At 34.5% G+C, this 22,107-nt stretch carries 28 protein-coding genes; 7 read left to right on the forward strand and 21 right to left on the reverse strand.

What is annotated here, in order from left to right; all coding sequences use genetic code 11:
* The first annotated feature begins 1 nt into the window (after position 1).
* A complete protein-coding gene (locus tag QZN33_RS07170) occupies positions 2-445 on the forward strand; it encodes a hypothetical protein (RefSeq protein WP_296790470.1) in 444 nt (147 codons plus the stop codon).
* Positions 446-724: a hypothetical protein gene (locus QZN33_RS07175; RefSeq protein WP_296790472.1), complete on the forward strand. Its 279-nt coding sequence runs from the start codon at positions 446-448 to the stop codon at positions 722-724.
* Here QZN33_RS07175 and QZN33_RS07180 read toward each other — a convergent pair.
* Positions 716-991 carry a hypothetical protein gene (locus QZN33_RS07180; protein ID WP_296790474.1) on the reverse strand — a complete coding sequence of 92 codons (276 nt, stop codon included), beginning with the start codon at positions 989-991 and terminating at the stop codon, positions 716-718. The two genes, QZN33_RS07175 and QZN33_RS07180, sit on opposite strands and share 9 nt — an antisense overlap.
* 9 nt (positions 992-1,000) lie before the next feature.
* A complete protein-coding gene (locus QZN33_RS07185) occupies positions 1,001-1,192 on the reverse strand; it encodes a hypothetical protein (protein WP_292601247.1) in 192 nt (63 codons plus the stop codon).
* Between the two features lie 51 nt (positions 1,193-1,243).
* Here QZN33_RS07185 and msrA point away from each other — a divergent pair, with 51 nt between their 5' ends.
* Both msrA and QZN33_RS07195 read left to right on the forward strand, forming a co-directional pair.
* The gene (msrA, locus tag QZN33_RS07190; RefSeq protein ID WP_394347052.1) at positions 1,244-2,143 is read left to right on the forward strand and encodes a peptide-methionine (S)-S-oxide reductase MsrA; all 900 of its coding nucleotides are present in this window, start codon (positions 1,244-1,246) and stop codon (positions 2,141-2,143) included.
* Positions 2,144-2,176: 33 nt separating this feature from the next.
* Positions 2,177-2,572: a hypothetical protein gene (locus QZN33_RS07195; protein WP_296790478.1), complete on the forward strand. Its 396-nt coding sequence runs from the start codon at positions 2,177-2,179 to the stop codon at positions 2,570-2,572.
* On the opposite strand, the gene QZN33_RS07200 is transcribed toward QZN33_RS07195, so the two are convergent.
* Together QZN33_RS07200 and QZN33_RS07205 are read right to left on the reverse strand one after the other, a co-directional pair.
* Positions 2,559-3,539 (reverse strand): Mrp/NBP35 family ATP-binding protein, encoded by a 981-nt coding sequence (locus QZN33_RS07200; protein ID WP_296790479.1) that lies wholly within the window; start codon positions 3,537-3,539, stop codon positions 2,559-2,561. The genes QZN33_RS07195 and QZN33_RS07200 overlap by 14 nt on opposite strands.
* A gap of 20 nt (positions 3,540-3,559) precedes the next feature.
* Positions 3,560-4,891 carry an FAD-dependent oxidoreductase gene (locus tag QZN33_RS07205; RefSeq protein ID WP_296790482.1) on the reverse strand — a complete coding sequence of 444 codons (1,332 nt, stop codon included), beginning with the start codon at positions 4,889-4,891 and terminating at the stop codon, positions 3,560-3,562.
* A 74-nt stretch (positions 4,892-4,965) separates the two neighbouring features.
* Between QZN33_RS07205 and QZN33_RS07210 the strand changes: the two genes are divergently transcribed.
* Positions 4,966-5,589, forward strand: coding sequence for a CatA-like O-acetyltransferase (locus tag QZN33_RS07210; RefSeq protein WP_296790484.1), 624 nt, complete (start codon positions 4,966-4,968; stop codon positions 5,587-5,589).
* A 55-nt stretch (positions 5,590-5,644) separates the two neighbouring features.
* Here the strand turns inward: QZN33_RS07210 and QZN33_RS07215 are convergent, their stop codons facing one another.
* The 11 genes from QZN33_RS07215 to QZN33_RS07265 all read right to left on the reverse strand — a co-directional run bounded on the left by QZN33_RS07215 (position 5,645) and on the right by QZN33_RS07265 (position 15,121).
* Positions 5,645-5,971, reverse strand: coding sequence for a TIGR04076 family protein (locus tag QZN33_RS07215; protein ID WP_296790486.1), 327 nt, complete (start codon positions 5,969-5,971; stop codon positions 5,645-5,647).
* Positions 5,972-6,162: 191 nt separating this feature from the next.
* Positions 6,163-6,738, reverse strand: coding sequence for a hypothetical protein (locus QZN33_RS07220; RefSeq protein ID WP_296790489.1), 576 nt, complete (start codon positions 6,736-6,738; stop codon positions 6,163-6,165).
* 385 nt (positions 6,739-7,123) lie between these two features.
* Complete coding sequence (locus tag QZN33_RS07225) at positions 7,124-10,249, reverse strand: hypothetical protein (RefSeq protein WP_296790491.1); 3,126 nt, start codon at positions 10,247-10,249, stop codon at positions 7,124-7,126.
* 148 nt (positions 10,250-10,397) lie between these two features.
* Positions 10,398-11,000, reverse strand: a complete 603-nt coding sequence (locus tag QZN33_RS07230; RefSeq protein ID WP_296790493.1) for a hypothetical protein — start codon at positions 10,998-11,000, stop codon at positions 10,398-10,400.
* Positions 11,001-11,148: 148 nt separating this feature from the next.
* Positions 11,149-11,655, reverse strand: a complete 507-nt coding sequence (locus QZN33_RS07235) for a hypothetical protein (protein WP_296790495.1) — start codon at positions 11,653-11,655, stop codon at positions 11,149-11,151.
* 14 nt (positions 11,656-11,669) lie between these two features.
* Positions 11,670-12,065 carry a hypothetical protein gene (locus QZN33_RS07240; protein ID WP_296790497.1) on the reverse strand — a complete coding sequence of 132 codons (396 nt, stop codon included), beginning with the start codon at positions 12,063-12,065 and terminating at the stop codon, positions 11,670-11,672.
* 171 nt (positions 12,066-12,236) lie between these two features.
* Positions 12,237-12,842 carry a carboxypeptidase-like regulatory domain-containing protein gene (locus QZN33_RS07245; protein ID WP_296790499.1) on the reverse strand — a complete coding sequence of 202 codons (606 nt, stop codon included), beginning with the start codon at positions 12,840-12,842 and terminating at the stop codon, positions 12,237-12,239.
* A 161-nt stretch (positions 12,843-13,003) separates the two neighbouring features.
* A complete protein-coding gene (locus QZN33_RS07250) occupies positions 13,004-13,483 on the reverse strand; it encodes a hypothetical protein (protein WP_296790501.1) in 480 nt (159 codons plus the stop codon).
* Between the two features lie 6 nt (positions 13,484-13,489).
* A complete protein-coding gene (npdG, locus tag QZN33_RS07255) occupies positions 13,490-14,179 on the reverse strand; it encodes an NADPH-dependent F420 reductase (RefSeq protein WP_296790504.1) in 690 nt (229 codons plus the stop codon).
* A gap of 9 nt (positions 14,180-14,188) precedes the next feature.
* Positions 14,189-14,740, reverse strand: a complete 552-nt coding sequence (locus QZN33_RS07260) for a DUF2284 domain-containing protein (protein ID WP_296790506.1) — start codon at positions 14,738-14,740, stop codon at positions 14,189-14,191.
* Positions 14,741-14,776: 36 nt separating this feature from the next.
* Positions 14,777-15,121, reverse strand: coding sequence for a hypothetical protein (locus QZN33_RS07265; RefSeq protein WP_296790508.1), 345 nt, complete (start codon positions 15,119-15,121; stop codon positions 14,777-14,779).
* 180 nt (positions 15,122-15,301) lie between these two features.
* Between QZN33_RS07265 and QZN33_RS07270 the strand changes: the two genes are divergently transcribed.
* Together QZN33_RS07270 and QZN33_RS07275 are read left to right on the forward strand one after the other, a co-directional pair.
* Entirely contained in the window at positions 15,302-15,751 is a 450-nt protein-coding gene (locus QZN33_RS07270) for a hypothetical protein (RefSeq protein WP_296790510.1), read from the forward strand.
* A 29-nt stretch (positions 15,752-15,780) separates the two neighbouring features.
* Positions 15,781-16,167: a hypothetical protein gene (locus tag QZN33_RS07275; RefSeq protein WP_296790512.1), complete on the forward strand. Its 387-nt coding sequence runs from the start codon at positions 15,781-15,783 to the stop codon at positions 16,165-16,167.
* Positions 16,168-16,220: 53 nt separating this feature from the next.
* Here QZN33_RS07275 and cca read toward each other — a convergent pair whose 3' ends face one another.
* From cca to QZN33_RS07305, 6 genes are all read right to left on the reverse strand, one after another.
* A complete protein-coding gene (gene cca / locus QZN33_RS07280; RefSeq protein ID WP_296790514.1) occupies positions 16,221-17,588 on the reverse strand; it encodes a CCA tRNA nucleotidyltransferase in 1,368 nt (455 codons plus the stop codon).
* Positions 17,589-17,593: 5 nt separating this feature from the next.
* Entirely contained in the window at positions 17,594-18,151 is a 558-nt protein-coding gene (thpR, locus tag QZN33_RS07285; protein WP_296790516.1) for an RNA 2',3'-cyclic phosphodiesterase, read from the reverse strand.
* Positions 18,152-18,160: 9 nt separating this feature from the next.
* The gene (locus tag QZN33_RS07290; RefSeq protein ID WP_296790517.1) at positions 18,161-19,291 is read right to left on the reverse strand and encodes a 3-dehydroquinate synthase II; all 1,131 of its coding nucleotides are present in this window, start codon (positions 19,289-19,291) and stop codon (positions 18,161-18,163) included.
* Positions 19,292-19,299: 8 nt separating this feature from the next.
* On the reverse strand, positions 19,300-20,091 hold the full coding sequence (locus QZN33_RS07295) for a 2-amino-3,7-dideoxy-D-threo-hept-6-ulosonate synthase (RefSeq protein ID WP_296790518.1): 792 nt from the start codon (positions 20,089-20,091) through the stop codon (positions 19,300-19,302).
* A gap of 488 nt (positions 20,092-20,579) precedes the next feature.
* A complete protein-coding gene (locus tag QZN33_RS07300; RefSeq protein WP_296790519.1) occupies positions 20,580-21,092 on the reverse strand; it encodes an SAM-dependent methyltransferase in 513 nt (170 codons plus the stop codon).
* On the reverse strand, positions 21,085-21,930 hold the full coding sequence (locus QZN33_RS07305) for a pantoate kinase (RefSeq protein ID WP_296790520.1): 846 nt from the start codon (positions 21,928-21,930) through the stop codon (positions 21,085-21,087). Before QZN33_RS07305 ends, QZN33_RS07300 begins: the two co-directional genes overlap by 8 nt.
* Between the last annotated feature and the right edge of the window lie 177 nt (positions 21,931-22,107).

Consider the following 22,107-nt stretch of genomic DNA (forward strand, 5'->3'; position numbering starts at 1 on the left):
CATGAAACTTAAGGATTACGAAGATTATCAGAAAAATAATGTCAAGGCTTCAAAAAGCCAGATTAAAGAGTATATTCAGGTTTATGCAGACATGGTAAAAAAGCTCAAAAACGAGGATGCCATGGAACTTGAACCGATTAAGAAAAACATCAAAAAGGCATATCCTGAAGAAATATACTTTACACTGATTGATGAGAAGGATGACTGGGTGAGGCTTATTGTTAAAGAGCCTAATCCAAACTACATCATTCCTGTATTTACTGATATTCGCGAGTATGCTCTTGGAAGCGCTGAAATATCAAAACTCTTTTTGGAAAAGCTTGAAATGAAAGTCATTACCCCTGAGGATATTGCAGAAATAGCAGATGAAGATGAGCATTTTGAGGGTTTTGTAATTAATCCCCACTCACAGAACTTTAATATGGACAGGAACGGGAGTTTTTAAATGAAATTTATTTGCCCTGCAATCGGAGAAGATCACGAAAAGGACTTTCTTGTAATGGGAAGCCTTGATGATTTTAAGATAATTGTCTTCAGCGATGAAGATGAATACAAAAAAGGTTATGATTATTTAGAATTAGCTGACTATAAGCCATGTGAAGTTTCCCTTCATCTATTTCAGGAACTTTCACGCAATGACGATGCCTTCAGCGGCATCATTTTAAATATACATGATGAAAATAAATATATTTCAAAAAAAGAATTATTGGAAGAATCATTCTGATTCTTCTTCATCCACATCCTCTTTTTCCACAACTTCCTGACGGTAGTACTTGTAGCGGTAAGACATCTTGAAGCCTTTTTCGACTTCACGTTTAGGTCTTTTTTTACGTTTTATGTTTGGCCCGTTCATTTCCCTGAACTTTTCCTGGAAAGGTTTGGCCAGGTTCTTGTTTTCACGGTAATATGTGGAAATTCTACTTCTGGTGTGGGGCGCCCTGTAAATCCGTTTTCTTAAAAGACGCCTATTGTTGCTGACACGCCTTAACACGAAAATCACTTATCTTCTGTTTAAATTTTTAGTAGCAGATTTATCTAAAGTAGCTTGAATTTCATCGATTCTTTCAACTACAACTTTAATAGCCTGTTCACCTTGACGAGTGGGATTGATACCTTGTTCAACAAGCAGTGCATCCCTAATATCTCTTAATCTGTCAATTGAATCAATTTTCATAATTGTACTGTAAAACATGAGATTCCTCCTAACTGTTATTAACTTTAGATTTTTTAATAAAAATATTTTATGTTTAATGACAAATTATTAATTATGTTTGTAAAACAGCGAGTTATTTATCTGGCAGGAGGATGTTTCTGGGGCGTTGAAGCTTTTATCTCACGTCTTAAAGGCGTTAACCAAACAGAAGTGGGATATGCCAACGGAAGGGATTTGGCACCGACCTATGAAAAGGTATGTACAGGACGTACCGGCCATGCAGAATGCGTCAAGGCAACATACAATCCCCAAATCATTAGCCTGGAAGAGATTTTGGAGAATTTTTTCAAGATTATTGACCCTTACGTTTTAAACCGTCAGGGTCCGGATATCGGAACACAGTACAGAACAGGAATCTACTGGCAGGATGACTCACAGAAAACTATTGTTTTGAAGTTTTTATCCGCAAAACAGAAACTGTCATCAAAAAGAATCGTTACAGAGGCCCATGCAATCGGCAGCTTCTATCCTGCTGAGGAGTATCATCAGAAGTATCTTGAAAAAAACCCGCAGGGCTACTGTCATGTTGATTTAAATTTAATAGACGATAAAGAATTTGACCACTTAACCAAAGAAGAATATGAAATAACACAGCTTTCTTTAACGGAAGCACCTTTCACCAACAAATATGATGATTTTTTTGAAGAAGGTGTATATGTAGACGTAGTTGACGGTGAAGTTCTCTTCACATCAGATGACAAGTTCGATTCAGGATGCGGATGGCCTGCATTTTCAAAGCCTGCCAGTGAAGATGCCGTTATAAAGCACAGGGACTTTTCACACGGAACAACACGCATTGAAGTTAGAAGCGCTAAGTCAAACTCACACTTGGGCCATCTGTTTCATGACGGACCCGGAGGAAGCCCCCGCTACTGCATCAATTCCGCCGCACTGAAATTCATACCTAAGGACGACTACATTAAAAAATAATTTTTTAACATATAACAGACAAAAATTGATACAATGAAAATCGAAGACATAAATAATCCGGAGCTTAAAAATCACATAAACATGATTTATATGCACAGTGAAAACCAGAATCAAAAGGCAATTGATGAAACAGAAGAAAAAATAAGGAACTATATTAAAGAAAACTATTTGATAATATCTGTTGAAGACGGAAAGCCTGTTAAAATTCCTTATGCCAATGACGGAGAATATCTCGTTCCTGCATTTACAGACGAACATGAATACGTAATGGGAATGCAGTACTTTTCACTCAATGTCATGGATGAAAACAAGGAATACGTTATTGAAAAATTAGATTATTTTAAAAAATTAAAAGAAGATCCTAATTTCTTAGGATACATCATAAATATTGCTCGTGTGAGCTATATAATTAATACTAGTCTTTTATGAAGTCGTTTTGAATTTCAGAAACGATTTCAACAAATCTTTTTGAAACCTCATCACTTGGGTCAAGTGTTGCGATAACACCGTCCTTGTTAGGTGAATCGGAAACTTTTTCTTCAATTGGAAGATCTCCAAGATATGTGATTTCCATTTCATCTGCGAATTTCTCACCGTTGCCTTCACCGAATACAGGAAGTTTTTCACCACAGTGAGGACAGATATAGTAAGCCATATTTTCAATAAGGCCAATTTTATCTATATTCATCATTTCAACCATTTTAACACATTTCAAAACGTCTTCCTGTGATACTACGTTCGGTGTTGTTACCATAATTACAGCATCAGCATCAGGAATAGTCTGTAAAACTGTTAAAGGTTCATCTCCGGTTCCAGGCGGGTTATCGATGATTAAATAATCAAGATTTCCCCAGTGAGCGTCAGATATGAGCTGTCTGATAGCACCGGTTTTTTGAGGACCTCTCCAGATGATTGGTGTGTCAATATTGTCCAGAAGGAATGCCATTGACATTACTTTAAGACCGCTAGGAGTTGTTGCCGGAAACATTGAATGCTTGTATTCTTCCTGTTTTGCTTTGATGAATTCTGCTTTCTGTTCATCATTTTCAAATGTTTCTTTTGCCATTGCTCCTTCTGTAAGGTCTCTGAATACTTCAAACTGATAGTTCTGGAAATTTTCACCGTAAAGTTCAAGTCCTAACATTTTCGGGATGTTCGGTCCGTGAATATCTGCGTCTAAAATTCCGGTTTTAAAACCGAGTTTCTGTAAAGTCTCAGCGATGTTTGCAGCTACAGTGGATTTTCCTACTCCTCCTTTTCCGCTCATAACTACAATCTTATGTTTAATCTGACCTAGATTTTTTGCAAGCCTAATTTCCTGCTCAATCATTTGTCTTTGCTGTTCAGGAGTCATCTGACCCCCGTGACCATGATGACCATGTCCATGTTCAGGCATAATTTTTTCCCCCTAATAATTTAATTGAATTTTTTACTTACTTCTTCTACTGCTAATATAAGCGGATCGGTAACCATTGATACAGGCGGTGCGTAAGCGAATTCCATATTGCTTAAATCAAAGCAGGTTAAACCTTCTGTAATAGCTAATGTCATTGTATCGATTCTTTCAGCCACTCTTTCCTCTGCTATGATCTGACATCCTATTATGGTTCCGTTTCCGTCACAGATAACTTTGATATCCATCGGTTTGGCGTTCGGATAATATCTTGCTCTTGTAAGAGCTTCAACTTTTTGTACAACCGGTCTGATTCTGTTCTGCTGAGCAAAACTTGTAGTGTATCCAACAGCACCGAATTCAAGTTTACCTACTTTAGATACCATGGAGTTCAATACAGGATTGAATTTGGATTTCTTGTCACATATTGTACGTGCTAAAGTTTTGGACTGGCGAACAGCAGTAGTACCTAACTGGGAAATGGTGTTTGAACCTAAGATAAGGTCTTTGGATTCTACACAGTCTCCGACAGCATAAACGTCTTCCACTGAAGTTTCCATCCTGTCGTTTACCATAATAGCCCATCTTCCGACTTCACATCCTGCCATTTCTGCAAGTTTAAGTTCTGCTCTAACACCGGTTGCCATGATGACCATATCAGCGTCATAAAGTTCTTCATCACCGAAGCATGCCTTTTCGACTTTACCGTCACCTATGAGTTTGGTGATTGGTTTACCTAAAACAACCTGAATTCCTTCCATCTCAAGGTATTTTACAAGAATGTCAGACATGTCCTTGTCAAGAGACCTTGGTACAATCTGAGGAAGCATTTCACTTAAAATAACATTCAAACCCTGTTTTTTAAGAGCATATGCAATTTCGATTCCGATTAAACCTGCACCTGTGACGATTGCACTTTTAGCTTCTTTCATAGCTTCCTGCACTTTAATACCGTCATCGATGTTTCTGATTCTATATACACCGTCAAGGTCTACACCCTGCATAGGAGGGACAAACGGATTACCTCCGGTTGCAAGCACAAGTTTATCGTAATTTAAAACAGTTTCCTTTCCTTCTTTTTCATAGGTTACTGTTTTTTTATCAGAATCGACTGCAGTAACTTCTGCTTCAATGATAACATCAATGTCTTTTTCTTTATAATCTTCAGGAGTTCTCATTACAATATCATCAAAAGATTCTATTTTACCAGACAATACATAAGGAATAGCGCATGGAGAGTATGCTACCTTATTGTCTCTTGTGATTACTGTAATTTCTATTTCTTTATTAAGTTTACGTATATTTGAAGCTGTTGAGATACCTCCAGCTCCTCCACCGACAATTACTACTTTCATTTTAACAAAACCGTATATGATTTATACAATATATAATATAATAAAATATAGTATAAAAAGATTAAGGTCATAATATGAAAGAAATCAATTTTGATTTAGAAAGGAACCCTTTTATTAATTTTTTATCTTCACGTTATGTGATGTGTGCAAGAGTAGATGTGGAAAAACTCTGGAAATGGTGCCATGAAAACGACAAGTCATTTTTTGTGATGAGTCTGGGATGTCTTATGAATGCTGTAAACTCAGTTGACAATCTTAAAAGAAGAATAGTTGACGGAAAAGCGGTTGAATATGACCATCTCGATGGAGTAAGTCCGATAATGGATGAAGGAAAAAAGATTTACAGAGAGATGAGAGTTAAAACACCTCAGGAGTTTGAAGATATCATAGAATGGCATGATTATGTTAGGCAGCTTTCCCAGTCTATTTTAAAAGGTGAAGATGAAGGATTTACATTAGAGATGGAGAAAAGAGACTTTACAAATATTGCCAACTTTTCCTGCATCCCGTGGGTTGATTTTGACTGCATTACCAACTGTGTTTTGACCGGAAACCAAATCCAGCCTCTTGTGACCTGGGGAAAAGTAAATGAAAATTATAAAATGAGCGTATCCATTACAGTCAATCACATATTTGTAAACGGCCGTGAACTAGGGTATTTTTATGAAAATGCACAAAAGGAGTTTGATCAGTTTTAATCAAACTCTTTAATTGTTTAACACCACAATTTGAACATTTATCCATTGAGATATTTTAATCGTTTTTGGATTCAATGTCAGTTGCTTCCAGTTTCATTATAACCGGCCTTAAACCGTCATTGCAGGAAACAATAGCAACACCCGGAGTTTTAATCCAGTCATTGTAATACCAGACATCTTTAACTCCATGAGCCAGTGCAAAAACATACTGGTATATTGCTTTCCAGGCCTCATCACAAAATCCATCCGGCTTTGCATAATCAGCATAATAGACTTCTCCTTCCTTCATTAACGGGCAGGTTGTGAGTCCTTCGATACCGTATTCCTTTGCCAGGTCTTCCTGAAAAGTTGTTTTTAAAATAGTAATCTTTACTTTTTTCATGTAAATTACTTTGTCTAAAATATATGATAATATTAATGATTCATAAATGTATACCTACAAACCAAGAACTGTATAATTCAGTTAATGCCAAATTAATAAAAGAAATGATATATTGTTATAACATTTTAATATATTTCAAGTCGAAAAAAGAGATGATTTAGATGCAATTGCATCTAAAATAATTTAAATATTTATCCATAAGATATTTGCTCCCATTTATTATTTCCAAGATGTCTTGCTTTACCACCACCAGGAGTATCAACTACATCTCCAGTATAAAACATTTTATTAGATTGAGCACTATAAAATGCTCCAGAATCAGTATTAGATGAACTACTGCTACTACTGCTTGAACTAGCAGGCTCCGCTTCAACTACTTCTTCTTTAATAGTCAATTTTTGTGTTGTATTGTTTCCAGTGTAGTTTTCATTTCCACCATAACTTACAGTAACATTATACTTTCCTTTCTTCAAATCAAGATCAAGTTTTGCCTTACCTTTAGAATCTGTTTTTACAACCTGATCAACAACTACTTTACCTTTACTGTTAGTTATTGTAATGTTAACTACTTCTTTTGACAGTGGAGTTTTATTTAAATCTGTCAGCTGCACTGACAAATTTCCACCTTCATATTGCTCTTTATCACTTGTAATTTTTACTTTTGTTGGCTCTTTAGCATGCATTGGATTAAACATTGCAAATCCTATTGCAGCTGCAAGAATAACAATTATTACAATCAATATTATAATTATATTTTTGCTCTCCATTCCATTTTCCTCCAATATACATAATGACTGATACTATTTATTCACAAATTAGATAATAACATTTTCGACAGAAAACTATTCACCATTATCACAAAAGACCTGAATCTTTCAATAGATAACTGTAAAAAACAGCAGAATTAGAAATTTTGAATAAAACGTTAAAAAATAAGCTGAATTTTAGAGATTCAAAAAAAGAAAAATATAGATGCATTTGCATCTACTAAAGTTTATTAAATCAATCCCATTGGGGTAATTGATTTTTGTGCAATTAGTCTTCTATCCAGTCACCCCTATCATAATCCGGATCAAAACCGCAGTTGTTGCAGTAAGGTTCAAAATCCGCAAGTATTGAACCGCATTCAGGACATATTTTCATCAAACCACCTTATTTTTTAATTGTAATTTTATTGGAATTGGTCAGTTTGCCGTAGGTTGTCTTGATAGTGTATTTTCCAACCTTAAGCTTTTTGTTTGTTACTTTAAGAGTAGCTATTCCTTTGCTGTCTGTCTTGATTTTATAGGTTTTGCCGCTGAATTTAAAGGTTACTTTCTTGTTTTTGAGGATTTTACCATTACTGTTTAAAAGCTTTGCAGTAAACTTAATGGTTTTTCCTTTTTTAACAGCTATGTTTTTGGTAACAAGTGTTGTTTTAACTGTGACTTTGTTTGATACCTTGAAACCTTTATATGTAGCTGTTACAGAATATTTTCCAGGTTTCTGTGTAATTTTAATGCTTGCATAACCGTTTCCATCAGTTTTCACTGTTTTTGATGTGGAACCTATTTTTATGTTTATGTTAACGCCATCAGCCGGCTGGCCGTAATCGTCAAGAACTTTGACTTTATAATATTTTCCGGCACCATAGTACATGGTAATATCCTTGTTTTGGCTTAATCTGTCAAGGACGGTAATTTTATGGGTTTTTACCTCACCAGTCATGTGATTGATGATTTTTAATGAATGAACTCCCTTATCCAGACCTATAGTCAGTGTAACAACACCGTCACTGTCAGGGATTAAATTTCCTGTAAGGTCATCGACAAAGAATCCTGAACCTTTAAGGGTAGATGCATTACCGTTTTCATCCAGCAGTATTAAAGCATATGGTGCGTTTAATGTGTAAACATCCTGTGAAGGAAGAATTATTGATGTTTTGACTGTTATTTTATTTGCAGAACTTGATTTTGTATAACTTTCATCCCCGTCAAAATATAGTTCGATTTCATATTCTCCGACAGCAGACTCCACTGGAACTGAAGCGGTTCCCAGACTGTCAGTGACAATTGTAGACTCTTTACCGTTTAAAATGTATCTTAGAGTTTTTCCTGCAAGTGCAGCACCGTCACTATCTACAAGGCGAGCTTTGAATGTAATTTCAGTTGAGTAATATATGGTCATATCCTGAGCAAGGATTTGTGAGCTTAACTGTGAAGATGAAACTGTAAAGCTTGTATCTGATGGTATGAATACATACTTGTCATCATTTAAGCTTACAGATACATTATATTTTCCGTCTTCAAGATTATCTAGTTTTAAAATATCCTTTGAATTCAGTTTATATGATTTGCCGTTGACAATAACTGTCAAATCAGCGCTGATGTCTTTTGAGAGATTTACTCTGATTTGAACATGTTTTGAATTTTTGCTGACAAGTATTTCAGAGGATATAACTGATTTTACAAGAATATTTGCTGAAGCTGATGCTGGCATTAAGACATCATCTCCTATAAACTGGACGGAAATCTTGTGATTTCCCCCGTCGAGATCTATCGGCATTGATACATATCCTTCATTATCTGTTATCTTTTTATATCCGTTGCCGTCTATGGTAACAATCATTGTTCCATTGAAAATGCCCCTATTATCTTCATCGACCAGTCTGATTTTCATTGATTCATTGCTGTGCTCAGAAGTTTCAAAGTCATTTATGATTATTTCAGGTCTTGTGACATTGACTACAAAAGCGGTTTTTATACCGTTTACCTCATAAAGTTCACTATTTTTCATTATAACCTGAAGAACGTATCTGCCGTTTTCCAGATTATTTAAAACAAGTTTTGTCTTACCTTTCACAGCATGGAGATTATATGTTTTACCGTTAACTTCAGCTTCAAAATCAGCATCGATGCTTTTGGAAAGTTCAATGTCAATTGTCACATTATTGTAGTCCATTTTTATGGCTCCACCTAAATGAAGTTTAGCCTTTACATCGATTGTGTTTGTGCTGCTTACAGGCAGATATAAACCTTCACCGTCGAATTTTGTTGTGATTTTATAACTTCCGGCGGTCAGGTTGATATTGAGTTTTGCATAACCTCTGCTGTCGGTTAAAACCTCATATACCTTGCCGTTCAATGTGAATGTAACCTTTTTGTTTGAAAGAGCCTTATTACCGTTTTCAGTCAGTCTGATTGAATATCCTTCATTGCTGAATTCTGTAGTTTGAAGATCTGCTGCACTCATTCTTGTCTGAACTACTTCAATAACTACATCTTCGGAGTAACTGGCCATGTAATATTCTTCATTATCCAGATAAAGTCCTATAGTGTATGTTCCGTAATCAATATTTGGCAGTTCTAAAGTGGCTTTACCGTTAACGACCTTGATAAGTTTATCCTTATTGTCAAAATGCGCAGTCATGTTAAGAGTTACAGGTCTGGAGAGTGTAATGTCCACAGTTACATTATTTAACTGTTTAGTAATGTCAATCTGCGCTGTAAGAATATATTTTGCTGTAACTTTGTTTTCTAAAATTGTTGATATATATGTGTCATCACCGTTAAATGAAGTGGTAATTGTATGTTTTCCACCTTCCAGACAAATCTGGATAGTTGCATAACCCTGAGAGTCTGTTACAGCTTCTTTTTTTTCCAAACCGTCTATTGTAAATATTACCTGTTTATCTGCAATGCCAATACTTTTATCATCTACCAGCTGAATTTTGAAGTTTGCGTTCTGATTTTCAATTACAGTAATATTGTTTGAATGAAATCTTGTTTTAACACCCTCAATCTCAAACGGAAGACTGGCCTGAGCAGAATATTCAGCACTATTTATAATAGAGATAATAGCTGTGTATTTTCCTTTCTTTAAGTCAGATAATTCCAGACTGGCTTTACCGTTAACCATATTTATAACGTGACTTTCATTATTAACATCAACCTGAATGCTTTCATTGATTAGATTGTCTGATGAAATATTGATAACAACATTATTTGAATCGATTATTACATTTGCTGCAAATGCAACAGGTATTTTTGTTGAAAGCAAATCCCTGTTTTTTAATGATGCATCATCTGAAATGATATCTGAGTTTGAAGATACATCTTCTTTAACTTCACTGGAATGGCTTTCAGCGAGTTTTAATTCATCCGCATCTTCCACTGCAGATATGTCTGAAGTCTGCAGTGAGTCTGATAATATTGTTGCATTAATATCATCTGATGAATCTGTCTGGCTTTCCTGTGCAAAGCTTACAGGCACAAGCATCAGAAAAATAAATAATGCCATAATAATTAAAATTTTATTTGAAACCTTGAACATTAATACATCTCCAGTATGTGAAAAAGTAAATTCACAAAATATTACATATTAAGATATGTTGATTATACTAAATAAAGACTTGTTTTAAAAAAAAGTGCAAATGCACTTTAATTTATCAGACAGGTGATCCTAACTGGTAATGTCCCTGTGAGTCACGTCCTGCGTAAGTGTAGATACCGTCACCGCCCATAACATAGTAATTACCACCAGGTGTTTCAAGAAGTCCCAGCTCCTGCTGATGTTCAACAACTCTATAACTGCCGATAGCTGAGGAATAACCAGTATACAAACTCATATCAACAGTATTTTCGCTGATTGACTGAGTAGTTGCTTCTTTAATAGTCAATTTCTGTACAGTACTATTTCCACCATATTTTTCATTTCCCTCAAAGGAGACAGTGACATTGTATTTTCCTTTTTTCAAATCCAAATCAAGAGTTGCCTTGCCTTTTGAGTTGGTTTTAACTGCTTTGTTAACTACTTCTTTACCTTTGGAATCTGTAACTGTAACGTTAACCTTTTGTTTGGATATAGCAGTTTTATTTAAGTCTGCTAACTGTACAGTCAGATTTTCACCTTCATTTAGTGTATTATTGCTAGTTATAACTATTTTGACAGGTTCTTTTGAATTAAAAGACATGAACATTACTGCACCTAAAACTGCAGCAAGAACAAGAATTATAACAACAAGCATTATGATTATATTTTTGTTTTCCATTAAATTCCTCCAAATTTTTTTCAAATACCTGTAATATAATTATTTCTGCTTTAATTTTATCCATAGTTTACATTTGATGTGAATCTAAACAATTTTATTTTTCAGTATTTATTACTAACAATCTATATGAATTGAAAATTGTATCAAATTATTTGAATTTTAAAGATAGAATCATTTTTGCAGTTTCATTTGCATCAGGACTGCTTATTTCAACTAAAGTCTGTAAATCTTTATTTTTTACATAAGACACATATCTTGGTTCACCTACATGTTCTCCAGAATCTGCAGATAAAGTATAAATGACAGCACCATTAATTGTTTGAGATGGAGAATTATCAAATTCAGTTAAATAGCTTTGAATAAACTCTTCAAATGAAATTCCTTCAATATTACTGCAATTAATTATATGCACATTGTATCCTGAGTCATTTTCATCAACGTACCCATTGGCATGGACCCCATAAATATCGGTTCCATTCCATAATTTAAATGAAGATACATTTGTTGTATTAAATGTGATATTTTCTATTTGAATAACATTGTCATGCTGTTCTTCACCGAACAGCCCATCTAAAAATCCTGCGCTGACTGCGCTAGCTGAAGCAATTACAGCTACTCCAATAATTAATATTAACAATACTTTTTTTATGTTCATAGTATTTCCCTCTTTTAAGATTTATCTGCCCAATAGCTCCATTCTCCGGTTACTGCATCTTGAGCATAAACATAATCCACACCTTCTTGTTTTTTATGATAACTTCCATCAGTATCCCATTTATAATACTCGCTATCAGGACTATTATAATCCACTTTCTCCTGTTGGCTGGATTTGGAAGTGTCAGTTTTGACTTCCTCTTGAACACTCGATGAAGTGTCACTTACATCATCGTCATTCGGTGCAACATTTGTAGAATTAGTTGAATTAGTTGAATTAGTGATATTAGTAGCATTAGTGACATTATTGTCATTATGATTTTCCTGCTGACCAATCAGAAATCCTATTGACATAGCCATAACTACAATAACAATAACTAAACAAATTATTATTATATTTTTTGTATCCATCTTAATAACCTCAATTACATCGTTAATTAATCTTTTAGAAACAAGATTATAAATAGTTATCCTGCCGGAAGTTAAATGGAAAATTCACAAAAATTAAAAAAAAGCTGTTTAAATGTATGCAGAGATTTAAAAAAATAAAAAAAGCAGCAGGTGAGATTTCACCTACTTAGATTAGTATCCGACAAAGTGACCTGCATCGTCAAATCCAGGTTCGTCAAGATCCATATAACCGTTACTGCCTACATGGTAGTTTACAGAACCGTATTTGTTGTACATGTACTGGTCTACTTCAGCCTGACTGTACATTGGAGTTCCGTCAGATTTGTATGCGTATGCGGACTTTGAACTGGAAGATGATGTTGATGATGTATCTGATGAAGCCTGTTCAGCTTCTTTTTTGATTGTAATAGTTTTTGTAGCATTACAACCTTTATATTTATCATTTCCACCATATGTAACGGATATTGTGTATTTTCCGTCATCCTTATCAAGTGTTAATTTTCCAACACCCTGATCATTTGTCTCTACTGAGTGATAGTCACTTGACTTGTCCTTGTTTGTAACAGTTACATTTACTTTTGCACCGGATATAGGATTTCCGTCAGCGTCGGTCAGTTTTATCTGAATGGAATCCCCTTCGCCGATTGTTGAATTGCCTTTAAATTTCAAGGCAGTATCTTTTTTTGCAAAGTTAGGCATCATCATTGCAACCACTCCGACCAGAAGCGCAACAATGACTATAATTAAAGCCAAAATAATAATTTGATTTTTTTCCATTTTCTTATCACCTAATTTCTTATTACATTTTAATATTGTTATAAAAATGTATTTAAAAATTTCGAATAATTCCGGAAAATAGAAAATGTAAAATCAAAATGATTAAAAAAAATTAATTTCACATTAAGAAGAAAAATAGAATTTATATTTAAATTAAAAAATTATCTGAACCTTATTTCATTTAGAATCTTTTGAAGGTATTTTTTCTTTAAAACAAGTTCACGTTTATTAGCTAAAATATCACTGTTAGGCTGCGCCACCTTATCATTTAACCTGGATGCGCCAAGATACTTGGTATCGCCTTCACGAAGCTTATGAGCCTCGCCGTTGTCAATTGCCTTTTTGATATAATAGTAATCCTTAAAAAGAACGTCAAAGTCGTTAGATAAAAAATAATGTTCAAGGTCAGTTATAAGACCTGTTGAATCGTGCCATACTATAAGTATGGATTCGAATCTGAAAAGCTCTGAAAAGCTTATAAAATCAAAATAGTCCAAATCTGCCAATTTAAGCTTTGATGCGGGATATCTCATTCCGCAGTTTTTATAAAAATACTCCAGAGGAGCTACAAAAAAAGTTTCTGATTCATTCAAGACTACATCTTTGATGTTTTTACCGATTAAAGCCTCAAATGAATCCATGTGAATCTATTCCTTATCGAGTGCAGGAATTCCGGTAATTCTTAATCCGCCGTAATGGGATTTGTATTTGATGTTCAATCCGATTAACAGAGGAGTGATTTTTTCAATAATTCTTGCTTTTTCAAGAATACCTGTGTCTATTGTTCTGATACCCGGAATCTTGTCGATGATTTCTGCTGCAGTTGCTTTTGCTTCTGTATCGTCACCTGCAATAAGACAGTCACAGTCGATTTCTTCAGGAATGTTTGCAAGATGTGAGTTGGAAATGTTACAGAATGCACAGATTACTTTTGCGCCGGTTCCTTCCAGTATTTTAGCAGTTCTTTCAGCAGCTGATCCTTCCATAAGATCAATGAATCTGAACGGTTTTCCTCCGATTGCTGTTTCTAAAGGCACAGTTGCATCCATGACAATTTTGTCTTTACAGAACTCTTTTATTCCTTCAACAGTTGGTTTTTGAGCTGCTAGCGGGACAGTGATAATTAAAACATCCCCTTCACGGGCAGCGTCTTCGTTTGCCATTCCAACCATATTGGATAAGTCATAGTCTGCTAGGTCTTCTTTTGCTTTTGCAACAACGTCCAATGCTTTTTCTTCTTTTCTTGAACCAACAATTACATCTACACCGGCAATAGCTAATCTTTCTGCAATTCCTAGTCCTTGCGGTCCGGTTCCTCCTATTATACTTACTTTCATTATTATCACCTATTTTTTATCATATAATAATCCGCCTACGAATATCAGGTATTCAGGCAGTTTACCATCATGAGCATAAAGTATCTTGTATCCAAACAGATCTTCTACTGTTCTGTCAACGTATGCACCTAATGATTCAAGGGAGTATCTCATCCTGAAAGGCATTTTGCAGGGCATGTTGACCTCTCTTGTGCATCTCATGCACAGGTTGCATTTACCTAAAAATAATCCTAAAGAGTTTTCATTCTCAAGCATGTATATCTCATTCATTAGCTTGACTTTAAGTCTTTCAAATCTTTTAAGAACAAATTCAAGTTCCTTTTCCTCAAATGTATGTTCCAGCTCTTCAGCTGAAAAGTCAATCTTGAATGCAATTATCTTGAGTTTATTGTAGGAATCCCACACTTCATTGGGGTCAAAATCAAATGGCGGATAGTTCCAGTTGTATCCGAGAGCCTCCTGCTCTTCGATGCACAGCTTTGAGACTTCCTCAAAGTTTACATATTTTTCAAAATATTCACTTACATCCACATCTGCTGTAAGTTTTTTAATCTCTGACATAATTATCTATATAAAAATTGAATATTATAAAATTTACTATCCGTTTATTACACGATTTATTTTAATTTTTTTGGGATTGTAGCCGATTGACTTGTTGGTGTCTCCAATTGATTTTTTTAATGTGGTTACGATTGCATTCAATAGCTCTTCATCAAATTCAATGCACTCGCCACCCCTGAATTCACAGATTTTGGAAATCTTTTCATCCTCAAGATATTGGAGATATTCATCCCATTCCTCGTTCATATCATCAATCATTATCTTTAAATCAAGTATCTTGTCATTCAGGGTATTTGCTTTTTTAAAAGCGTCTTTTTCAATGTCTTTTAAGTTTTCCAAGTCGGATTTATCATATTCATATAGAAATGTCTTTTCACTCATGTTATCACTTTTAGGTTTACCTAATTATATAATTTTTAATATATATTAATATTTTGTTTAAAACTAAAATTGCTTTAAACTCGTAAAATTGTTTTAAACAAGTAAAATTGTATTCATTTAATCTAAAAATTATTTATATTACTTTAAATAAAGTAAAATATACAAAAATGGAGCTAAATTATGAAAAGAAAAATTCATACAATATATGACATAATTTTGAAAATGATAATTATGGAATATTCAAATGATTTTCTGAAATTCATTGGCATAGAAAAGTCCATTAAAAAAGTCTTAAAAACAGAATTTATAACTAAAAAGGGCAGAAAATTATATCTGGATTTTTTATGTGAATTGGAAGATGAAACGCTGTTAAACATTGAGTTTCAGTTTACAGACCCTGACAGTGAAGATTTAAATCGCTTCTATGACTACAATATATTTTCACAGACAGAATATGATGAACTTTGCGAGACAATAATTATCAGTTTTAAAACATCCATGTACGGACAGAAATCTCACAAGATTGGAAAAACAAAAACAATACATCCGATTTTTTTCTATCTGGGAGATGTAGACTTCAAGGAAAAATTAAATACTATTGAAAACAAAGTGGAAACAGTGTTCACTTAACAAATATTGATGAAATTTCATTATTGCTAATGTGCCTTGTTCCAAAATACAAAAACAAACAGGAAATACTTGAAAAAATTTGTACAATTTGCAAAAATGAAACACTATTCAATAAAACTAAAACAGGCATATTTAAAGTGGTTATTGGTATTGAAATTGAAAATTTTGTTAATGAAAAAAGTAAACAGGAAAAATTATTAGGAGAGTTGAACATGACACCAGAACAGGAAGAAATGATGTATGAAGCCATCGACCAGGCCGTTGAAAAAAGTATTCAACTTGAAAGGGAACGCCAATATAATAGTGGAAAAAAAGAAGGTAAAAAAGAAATCGCTAAAAAACTTAAAGGTGAAATGGCACCAGAAAAAATAGCAAAAATCACCGGTTTAACTCTTTCAGCGGTTTTAAAATTATAATAGCTTTCATGTCATAACAAATAGTTATATAAATAAAATCATCACTTGATTTCTCACCTTACAATATACTGACCAGGATTTAAAAAATCATCTAAAAATCCCAGATAAAACTCATCACTAGCCAGCTCTTCTATTGATACAAATTCATAGGAGCTTATAATTGTCTTTCTGAGGTTTTTACCGACTTTAATTTTTCCTATATTGTTTTGAGTGAAAATATCTTCAATGAATGATTTGACATTATTGAACTGCCTTTCCTGTTTGTGAACTAAAAAATCATCAATTATATAGCAGTTTTCAGGACCGTATTTTGCAGCAAAATTGTTGCATGCATTATTCAGAAATACTTTTGGACCATAATTGATTTTGACATCATTTAATGTGGATGATGCCATCTCAAAAATTATCACAGCAGAATCTGTTTCATTGGATGAATAATCTGCCTTAAATACATTGAATTCCTCATTGCCAATTTTTTCAGCCATGGAAGAAGCTGTCATTTTAAGCTGAGGATGCAAAGTATCGAGAGGCATGTCCGGAATGTCGAATTTGACTGCAATAAAATCACTGCCTCTTTTGTTGAACTGCTCCAAAATAGCCTGTTTATCCAATGATTTATCTAATGGATAGAAGTAATCTTTTTTATTGTCTGATGATAGGTAATTTCGAGCGGACTGTATGAATTCACTCATTTTGTTTAGTCTTAATGCTGCAGCGACATTGCGGTTTTTGTCAGTCGGATCAATTACAACAAGAGGGTCTTTAAACTGACCTGCAGTTCCATAATCCTCAAGATCAATAATCTCACCAAATTTCCACTCAACAACTGCTTTAAGGGTTTCATCAAAGCTTCCGTATCTGATTATCAGAAGTTCACAGAGATAACCTGCAAATCCCCCCACCTTAAACTCTGAGCCGTATGTTCCGGTCATGTCCATGAATTTTTTTAAAAGCAGCACTTCATCACAGCCTTCAGCTGTCAGGTTTGCCTTGACAAATCTGGTGTGAAGGATTGTTCTGTCAACTGCGGATTTAAGCTGTGATCCGTCTTCAATCGCATAACATGGAACCAGATCAACTTCATATCCATCAATATCGCTTGTGACATATGGATGGGATGCAAAGTGATGTGATGCTACACCATCGAATGCATCACTGCATTTATGAGCTAGATATAAACCTTTTTCCTTTAAAATATCCTCACTGACATACAATGGAAATGCCATGAATATGTCAATGTCGGATTTTCCCTTTAAAGCAGTGCGTTTTGCAACAGAACCGACAACAGTAATTTTTGCATCAATTCCTTCATTATGACATGTTTCAGTAAGGAAGTTGACCAGTTTGCGAGTCATTGCGTCAATGTCTTCCTGCTCTTTTTTAGTTGGTTTTATATCTTTTAATATCTGCCCATAATCCATTTTTATCACAATTCAAATATTTCTAAATCTTCATATATCGGTCCCTGAGGAGTAAGTGTAGATTTTTTAAGGATTATCTTATCAACACTCATCTCACCGATTTCAACATCACTGAACTCTTCGATTGTTGATTTGACTTTGTTTTTTCCTTTTGCAGATTTCATACGGCCTATTGTCAGGTGTGATGAGAATTTCTTGTCCTTGTCAAAGCCCAGTTTGACAAATTCCTTGTCAAGCTCGTCATGTAACTTTTTAACTGTTTCATCATCCTCAAGACCCAGCCAGATAACTTTAATTCTTTTGGTGTTTGGAAATGCTCCGCAGCCTTTGATTTTAATTTTAAAGCTGTCAAAATCATTAACGACATTGGATATTTTTGATGAAAGCAAATCTATGCCTTCTGTGTCAATGTCTCCGAAGAATTTTAATGTAAAATGGAGGTTTTCCAAATCAACATATTTGATATTGGCATCAATCTGTTTAAATTCTTTGATAACCTTATAAATTTTAGCCTTAAGGTCTTCATCGATATCAATAGCTAAAAATGCTCTTAGCTGACTCATTTTTTACACCTATTGTTCTATGATTGTTTCATCAATAGCAATTCCGAAGTGACGTGCGCTTGTTTCAATGTAAACTTTAACCTTATCTCCCGGTTTTACATCAGCAACTGATAAAGGTTCATTGTTTTCATCTACAATTCTTATTGTTTCTGCATTCTGAAGGAGTGTGCGTATGGTCTGGCCTTCATATTCAGCTTCAAGAAGTATCAATGGTCTTCTCTCGATTTTGCTTCTTCCAACGTAAGCTGTTCTTGTTTCCCCTTCGGTATTGACAATGAGCACTTCATCTCCGGCAACTAGTTCTGAGAGATATCTTGTCTTGTTTCCCGGAACCATTACATAAGCCTGAACAGGTCCTGCATTTACTCTGAACGGTCTTGATGCAACGTATTCACTTTCAAGACTTTCTGAGTGAACAAGAAACATTGATTTTGAATATGAACCTATAAGCATTCCTTCGCCGGGTTTCATCATGTCTGTTGTATCGACACATACCCTGTCACCTGAACCTAAAGGTTTTACGTTTGTTATTGTTGCAACTTTAAGTTCATATCTTTCCTGTGATGCCTCGATGACTTCCTGTGCTATTTTTTTGGTTTTGTTGAAGTCATTTGCTTCAAATATTACTCCATCGGTACCGTGTTCCAATGTTTCAAGTGCAACTTTTGCACCGTCAACGTCACGTACCGCTGCGATGATATCAACGTCCTCTTTTTGAAGGTCTGCAATGATGTTTTCAAGAGGAATGATTGTCCAGTCGGTTCCGACAAGTATGATATAATCTACAATAGGACCTAACTTAACAGCCAGCTGTTCGTGTGCTTTATCTGTAATTATCACATATGCACAGACTGTTTTTCCTTCTCTTTTTGCTTTTTTTGCATTTGCAATGTCAACTGAATCGGAAAAATCTTCATTGAGTTCAACGACACCGTCACCTTCACCGTTGATACCTACAAGATAGATGTCTGCATCATCGGTATTTGAGATGATTTTAACGTTTCCGAGTTTTCTGATGTTTTCAATATCATCAAGGTCGAGAACATGGTCTATTCCTGATTCAAGTGCTGTTGTAATCATTTCCTTTTTGTCGTCCCACACTTCATCAGGAGTTGAAATCCATGCAAATTTATTTTGCATCAAATCACCTATTTCAAGAATTCCATTGCTTCTTCTACTTCAAGGTCATTGTGAACTACTTCAGAAATTGCTCTTGTGATTTTTCCAGGGTTTGCTGCCTGGAACAGGTTACGTCCGAATGCTACACCTGCACCGCCGACTTCAAGAGATTCTTTTACCATGGTTAATAATTCTTCATCGGTTTCAACTTTTGGTCCGCCTGCAATGACAACAGGTACGATTGCTCCTTCAACAACTTCTTTAAATGAATCAGGATCTCCTGTGTAGTTTGTTTTGACAATGTCTACTCCAAGTTCTGAACCTACACGTGCTGCATGTTTTACGAATTCAACATCGTGTTCGTTTTCGACTTTTTGTCCTCTAGGGTACATCATTGCTAAAAGTGGCATTCCCCAGTAGTCACAGGTTTCAGCTATTTCTCCTAATTCCTGGAGCATTTGGCTTTCTGTTTCACTTCCAAGGTTTACATGGACAGATACTGCATCTGCACCAAGCTGAATAGCTTTTTCAACACTTGTTACAGTAACTTTGTCATTTGGGTCCGGTGCAAGGGATGTACTTGCGGACAAGTGTACGATAAGACCTATATCCTTACCGTATCCACGATGGCCCTGTTTTACAATACCTTTGTGCATTAAAATTGCATCTGCTCCTCCTTGGGAGATATTTTCGACTGTTTCATCCATGTTGATGATTCCTGGAATAGGACCGCTTGATACACCGTGATCCATTGGTGCTATAACGGTTCTTCCTGTATTTCTGTTAATGATTCTTTCCAGACGAATTTTTTTACCTATCATATAAATTACCTCATTAGTTATGAATAATATTTTCTTAATTATACTATATAAATTTTAATTGTACAATAATATACAATTTATTTATAAAATTTAAATGAATAATAAAATTCAATAACAATAATTTAAACAGTTAACTAATTTTAATTTTAGAAAATGTGTAAAAATAAGTAAATAGAACTATCAATTATATACAATAGTTTTTATTCAAGATAAAAAATTAAAATGGAACAAACCTTTGTTCTTTAATTTTTTTACTTAATTCTTTTTGTTTTTTTTTGGAGGATCCAACATGTGATTTAAAAATTCTGAAGCTTCTTTACATTCTAATTCTGGTGTATCACCAATAGGTTTTGCCATAATATAACCCCCAATTTTTTAGTTAAATATAATTTTAAGCACCCTCACTTATATATTTAACGATTAGAAGAATTAAAAATTGTTCTGATTAAATAAAATTGTTTTCATCTAACAATAATATTTAAAAATACCTATTTGTCCAGTGATGGAGTCCATAAGTCAAATTCCTTAATTTGCGGTGGAATACCTGAATCATGATAGCTTTCAAGATAACCTTCACCGCTTTGATAATCTTCTGCGCTGCCGGTTGCTGTGTTGAAAAATTCCAAAAGTCCACGGTTTCTAATTACAGTGTGTTTTGGCTTGAATGTGCTTGACCATATATAAAAAACCTTAAAAACAGTGTCGGGATGATATCCTCCACCCAAGTCAATTGCCAGGACATCACATTTTTGAACTTTCTTAAACACCTCAGCAAGTACGTCATGCAGACGAACATCACCAGAAATAAAATATACATTATCAAGACCGTTCATGACATCAACAGCTTCGGGAGAGTTGTCAACAGCAAATACATTGCAGTTTTCAAGCAGTTTTGTTGTACCTCCAAGATGGCACCCGAGTTCAATTACAGTATCGCCTTCATTAACAATTTCAAGAAGATCTTTTCTGTAATTTTTTATATTATAGCTAAGTTTAATCATAAGTTATCCCAATGTTGTTGAGTTTATCTATATGTAAGTTTTCAATGTTTAGGTTTTTGAATGCATCTTCATTATATGCAAATGCAAATACTGTATTTCCAAGCATAGCCATGGAAGTACCTAAAATATCACTCGAAGATTCAAAATAATCAATTTGATTTTTCACTTCATCTGACATAAGGCCTATCTCATGAGAAAACCTGTTGGAAAATGATAAAAAATTTTCCACTGTAGGCTCATTTTCAAACAGTTCCAGATATTTGGAACCTGAAGAGGAAATGATTTGCGGATATTTCGAATCAGATATAATCTCTGAAGTATCAATTGGCCCAAATGTCTTCCAGGCTATAAATACATCTTCACTGAATGATTTTATCTCACCTATCCCCGGCGCACCAGGTTTTGTTCTTAAAACCAGCCCGTTTCCGGTCTGGGCAATTACATCTCCAAGACCCCCGCCAATATTGACTTCCGCCATGTGCGCAATCTGTCCGCACAGTTCATCTGAATATCCCAAATCGAGAAATTCATTTAATGCTAAAGTCAGACTTAATGCAGAGGCAGCTGATGTCCCAAAACCAGCCCCTATCGGCAGCTGAATATCTTGAGTAATCTTAAAATTAGCATCAATTTCCAGAATGGATAAAACTGCATCGATGACAGTTGAATCACCCTGATTGACTTCAATAATCAGTTCATCTGATTTTGAAACCGTGGTTCTGACACCTTTTGTGAGTAAAAATCCCACACCACGTGAACCGTTTTTTAATTTGATTTCATGTTTTTCAATTGTGAAAAATCCTGTTATGTGGCCAGGTACAAATACTGAAACAGTCATAATAATAGTTTAATTTTAATTTAATTAAAATTTTTGTCCTAATTCATGCTCCTTTTTTAATGTCATCTTCAGATTCACAGGCAAATATCATTGTAGATTTTCATTTGAAAATTTTTTCAGGATTGTTGAAAATAAATAAAACTTGTCTACAACTGTTTTTGCATGAAATTAGAATCA

Source organism: uncultured Methanobrevibacter sp. (assembly GCF_900314615.1).
GTDB lineage: Archaea > Methanobacteriota > Methanobacteria > Methanobacteriales > Methanobacteriaceae > Methanocatella.

Excerpts from the sequence above, each read along its gene's own strand:
- QZN33_RS07300 (WP_296790519.1), bottom strand. The coding sequence starts at position 21,092 with ATGATTAAACTTAGCTATAATATAAAAAATTACAGAAAAGATCTTCTT.
- QZN33_RS07305 (WP_296790520.1), bottom strand. The coding sequence starts at position 21,930 with ATGACTGTTTCAGTATTTGTACCTGGCCACATAACAGGATTTTTCACA.
- QZN33_RS07210 (WP_296790484.1), top strand. The coding sequence starts at position 4,966 with ATGAAAGAAATCAATTTTGATTTAGAAAGGAACCCTTTTATTAATTTT.
- QZN33_RS07270 (WP_296790510.1), top strand. The coding sequence starts at position 15,302 with ATGAAAAGAAAAATTCATACAATATATGACATAATTTTGAAAATGATA.
- QZN33_RS07175 (WP_296790472.1), top strand. The coding sequence starts at position 446 with ATGAAATTTATTTGCCCTGCAATCGGAGAAGATCACGAAAAGGACTTT.
- npdG (WP_296790504.1), bottom strand. The coding sequence starts at position 14,179 with ATGAAAGTAAGTATAATAGGAGGAACCGGACCGCAAGGACTAGGAATT.
- QZN33_RS07185 (WP_292601247.1), bottom strand. The coding sequence starts at position 1,192 with ATGTTTTACAGTACAATTATGAAAATTGATTCAATTGACAGATTAAGA.
- QZN33_RS07240 (WP_296790497.1), bottom strand. The coding sequence starts at position 12,065 with ATGGATACAAAAAATATAATAATAATTTGTTTAGTTATTGTTATTGTA.
- QZN33_RS07220 (WP_296790489.1), bottom strand. The coding sequence starts at position 6,738 with ATGGAGAGCAAAAATATAATTATAATATTGATTGTAATAATTGTTATT.
- QZN33_RS07290 (WP_296790517.1), bottom strand. The coding sequence starts at position 19,291 with ATGCAAAATAAATTTGCATGGATTTCAACTCCTGATGAAGTGTGGGAC.
- msrA (WP_394347052.1), top strand. The coding sequence starts at position 1,244 with ATGTTTAATGACAAATTATTAATTATGTTTGTAAAACAGCGAGTTATT.
- QZN33_RS07230 (WP_296790493.1), bottom strand. The coding sequence starts at position 11,000 with ATGGAAAACAAAAATATAATCATAATGCTTGTTGTTATAATTCTTGTT.
- QZN33_RS07225 (WP_296790491.1), bottom strand. The coding sequence starts at position 10,249 with ATGGCATTATTTATTTTTCTGATGCTTGTGCCTGTAAGCTTTGCACAG.
- thpR (WP_296790516.1), bottom strand. The coding sequence starts at position 18,151 with ATGAGTCAGCTAAGAGCATTTTTAGCTATTGATATCGATGAAGACCTT.
- QZN33_RS07170 (WP_296790470.1), top strand. The coding sequence starts at position 2 with ATGAAACTTAAGGATTACGAAGATTATCAGAAAAATAATGTCAAGGCT.
- QZN33_RS07200 (WP_296790479.1), bottom strand. The coding sequence starts at position 3,539 with ATGCCTGAACATGGACATGGTCATCATGGTCACGGGGGTCAGATGACT.
- cca (WP_296790514.1), bottom strand. The coding sequence starts at position 17,588 with ATGGATTATGGGCAGATATTAAAAGATATAAAACCAACTAAAAAAGAG.
- QZN33_RS07215 (WP_296790486.1), bottom strand. The coding sequence starts at position 5,971 with ATGAAAAAAGTAAAGATTACTATTTTAAAAACAACTTTTCAGGAAGAC.
- QZN33_RS07195 (WP_296790478.1), top strand. The coding sequence starts at position 2,177 with ATGAAAATCGAAGACATAAATAATCCGGAGCTTAAAAATCACATAAAC.
- QZN33_RS07265 (WP_296790508.1), bottom strand. The coding sequence starts at position 15,121 with ATGAGTGAAAAGACATTTCTATATGAATATGATAAATCCGACTTGGAA.
- QZN33_RS07250 (WP_296790501.1), bottom strand. The coding sequence starts at position 13,483 with ATGGATTCATTTGAGGCTTTAATCGGTAAAAACATCAAAGATGTAGTC.
- QZN33_RS07260 (WP_296790506.1), bottom strand. The coding sequence starts at position 14,740 with ATGTCAGAGATTAAAAAACTTACAGCAGATGTGGATGTAAGTGAATAT.
- QZN33_RS07245 (WP_296790499.1), bottom strand. The coding sequence starts at position 12,842 with ATGGAAAAAAATCAAATTATTATTTTGGCTTTAATTATAGTCATTGTT.
- QZN33_RS07295 (WP_296790518.1), bottom strand. The coding sequence starts at position 20,091 with ATGATAGGTAAAAAAATTCGTCTGGAAAGAATCATTAACAGAAATACA.
- QZN33_RS07275 (WP_296790512.1), top strand. The coding sequence starts at position 15,781 with ATGTGCCTTGTTCCAAAATACAAAAACAAACAGGAAATACTTGAAAAA.
- QZN33_RS07205 (WP_296790482.1), bottom strand. The coding sequence starts at position 4,891 with ATGAAAGTAGTAATTGTCGGTGGAGGAGCTGGAGGTATCTCAACAGCT.
- QZN33_RS07235 (WP_296790495.1), bottom strand. The coding sequence starts at position 11,655 with ATGAACATAAAAAAAGTATTGTTAATATTAATTATTGGAGTAGCTGTA.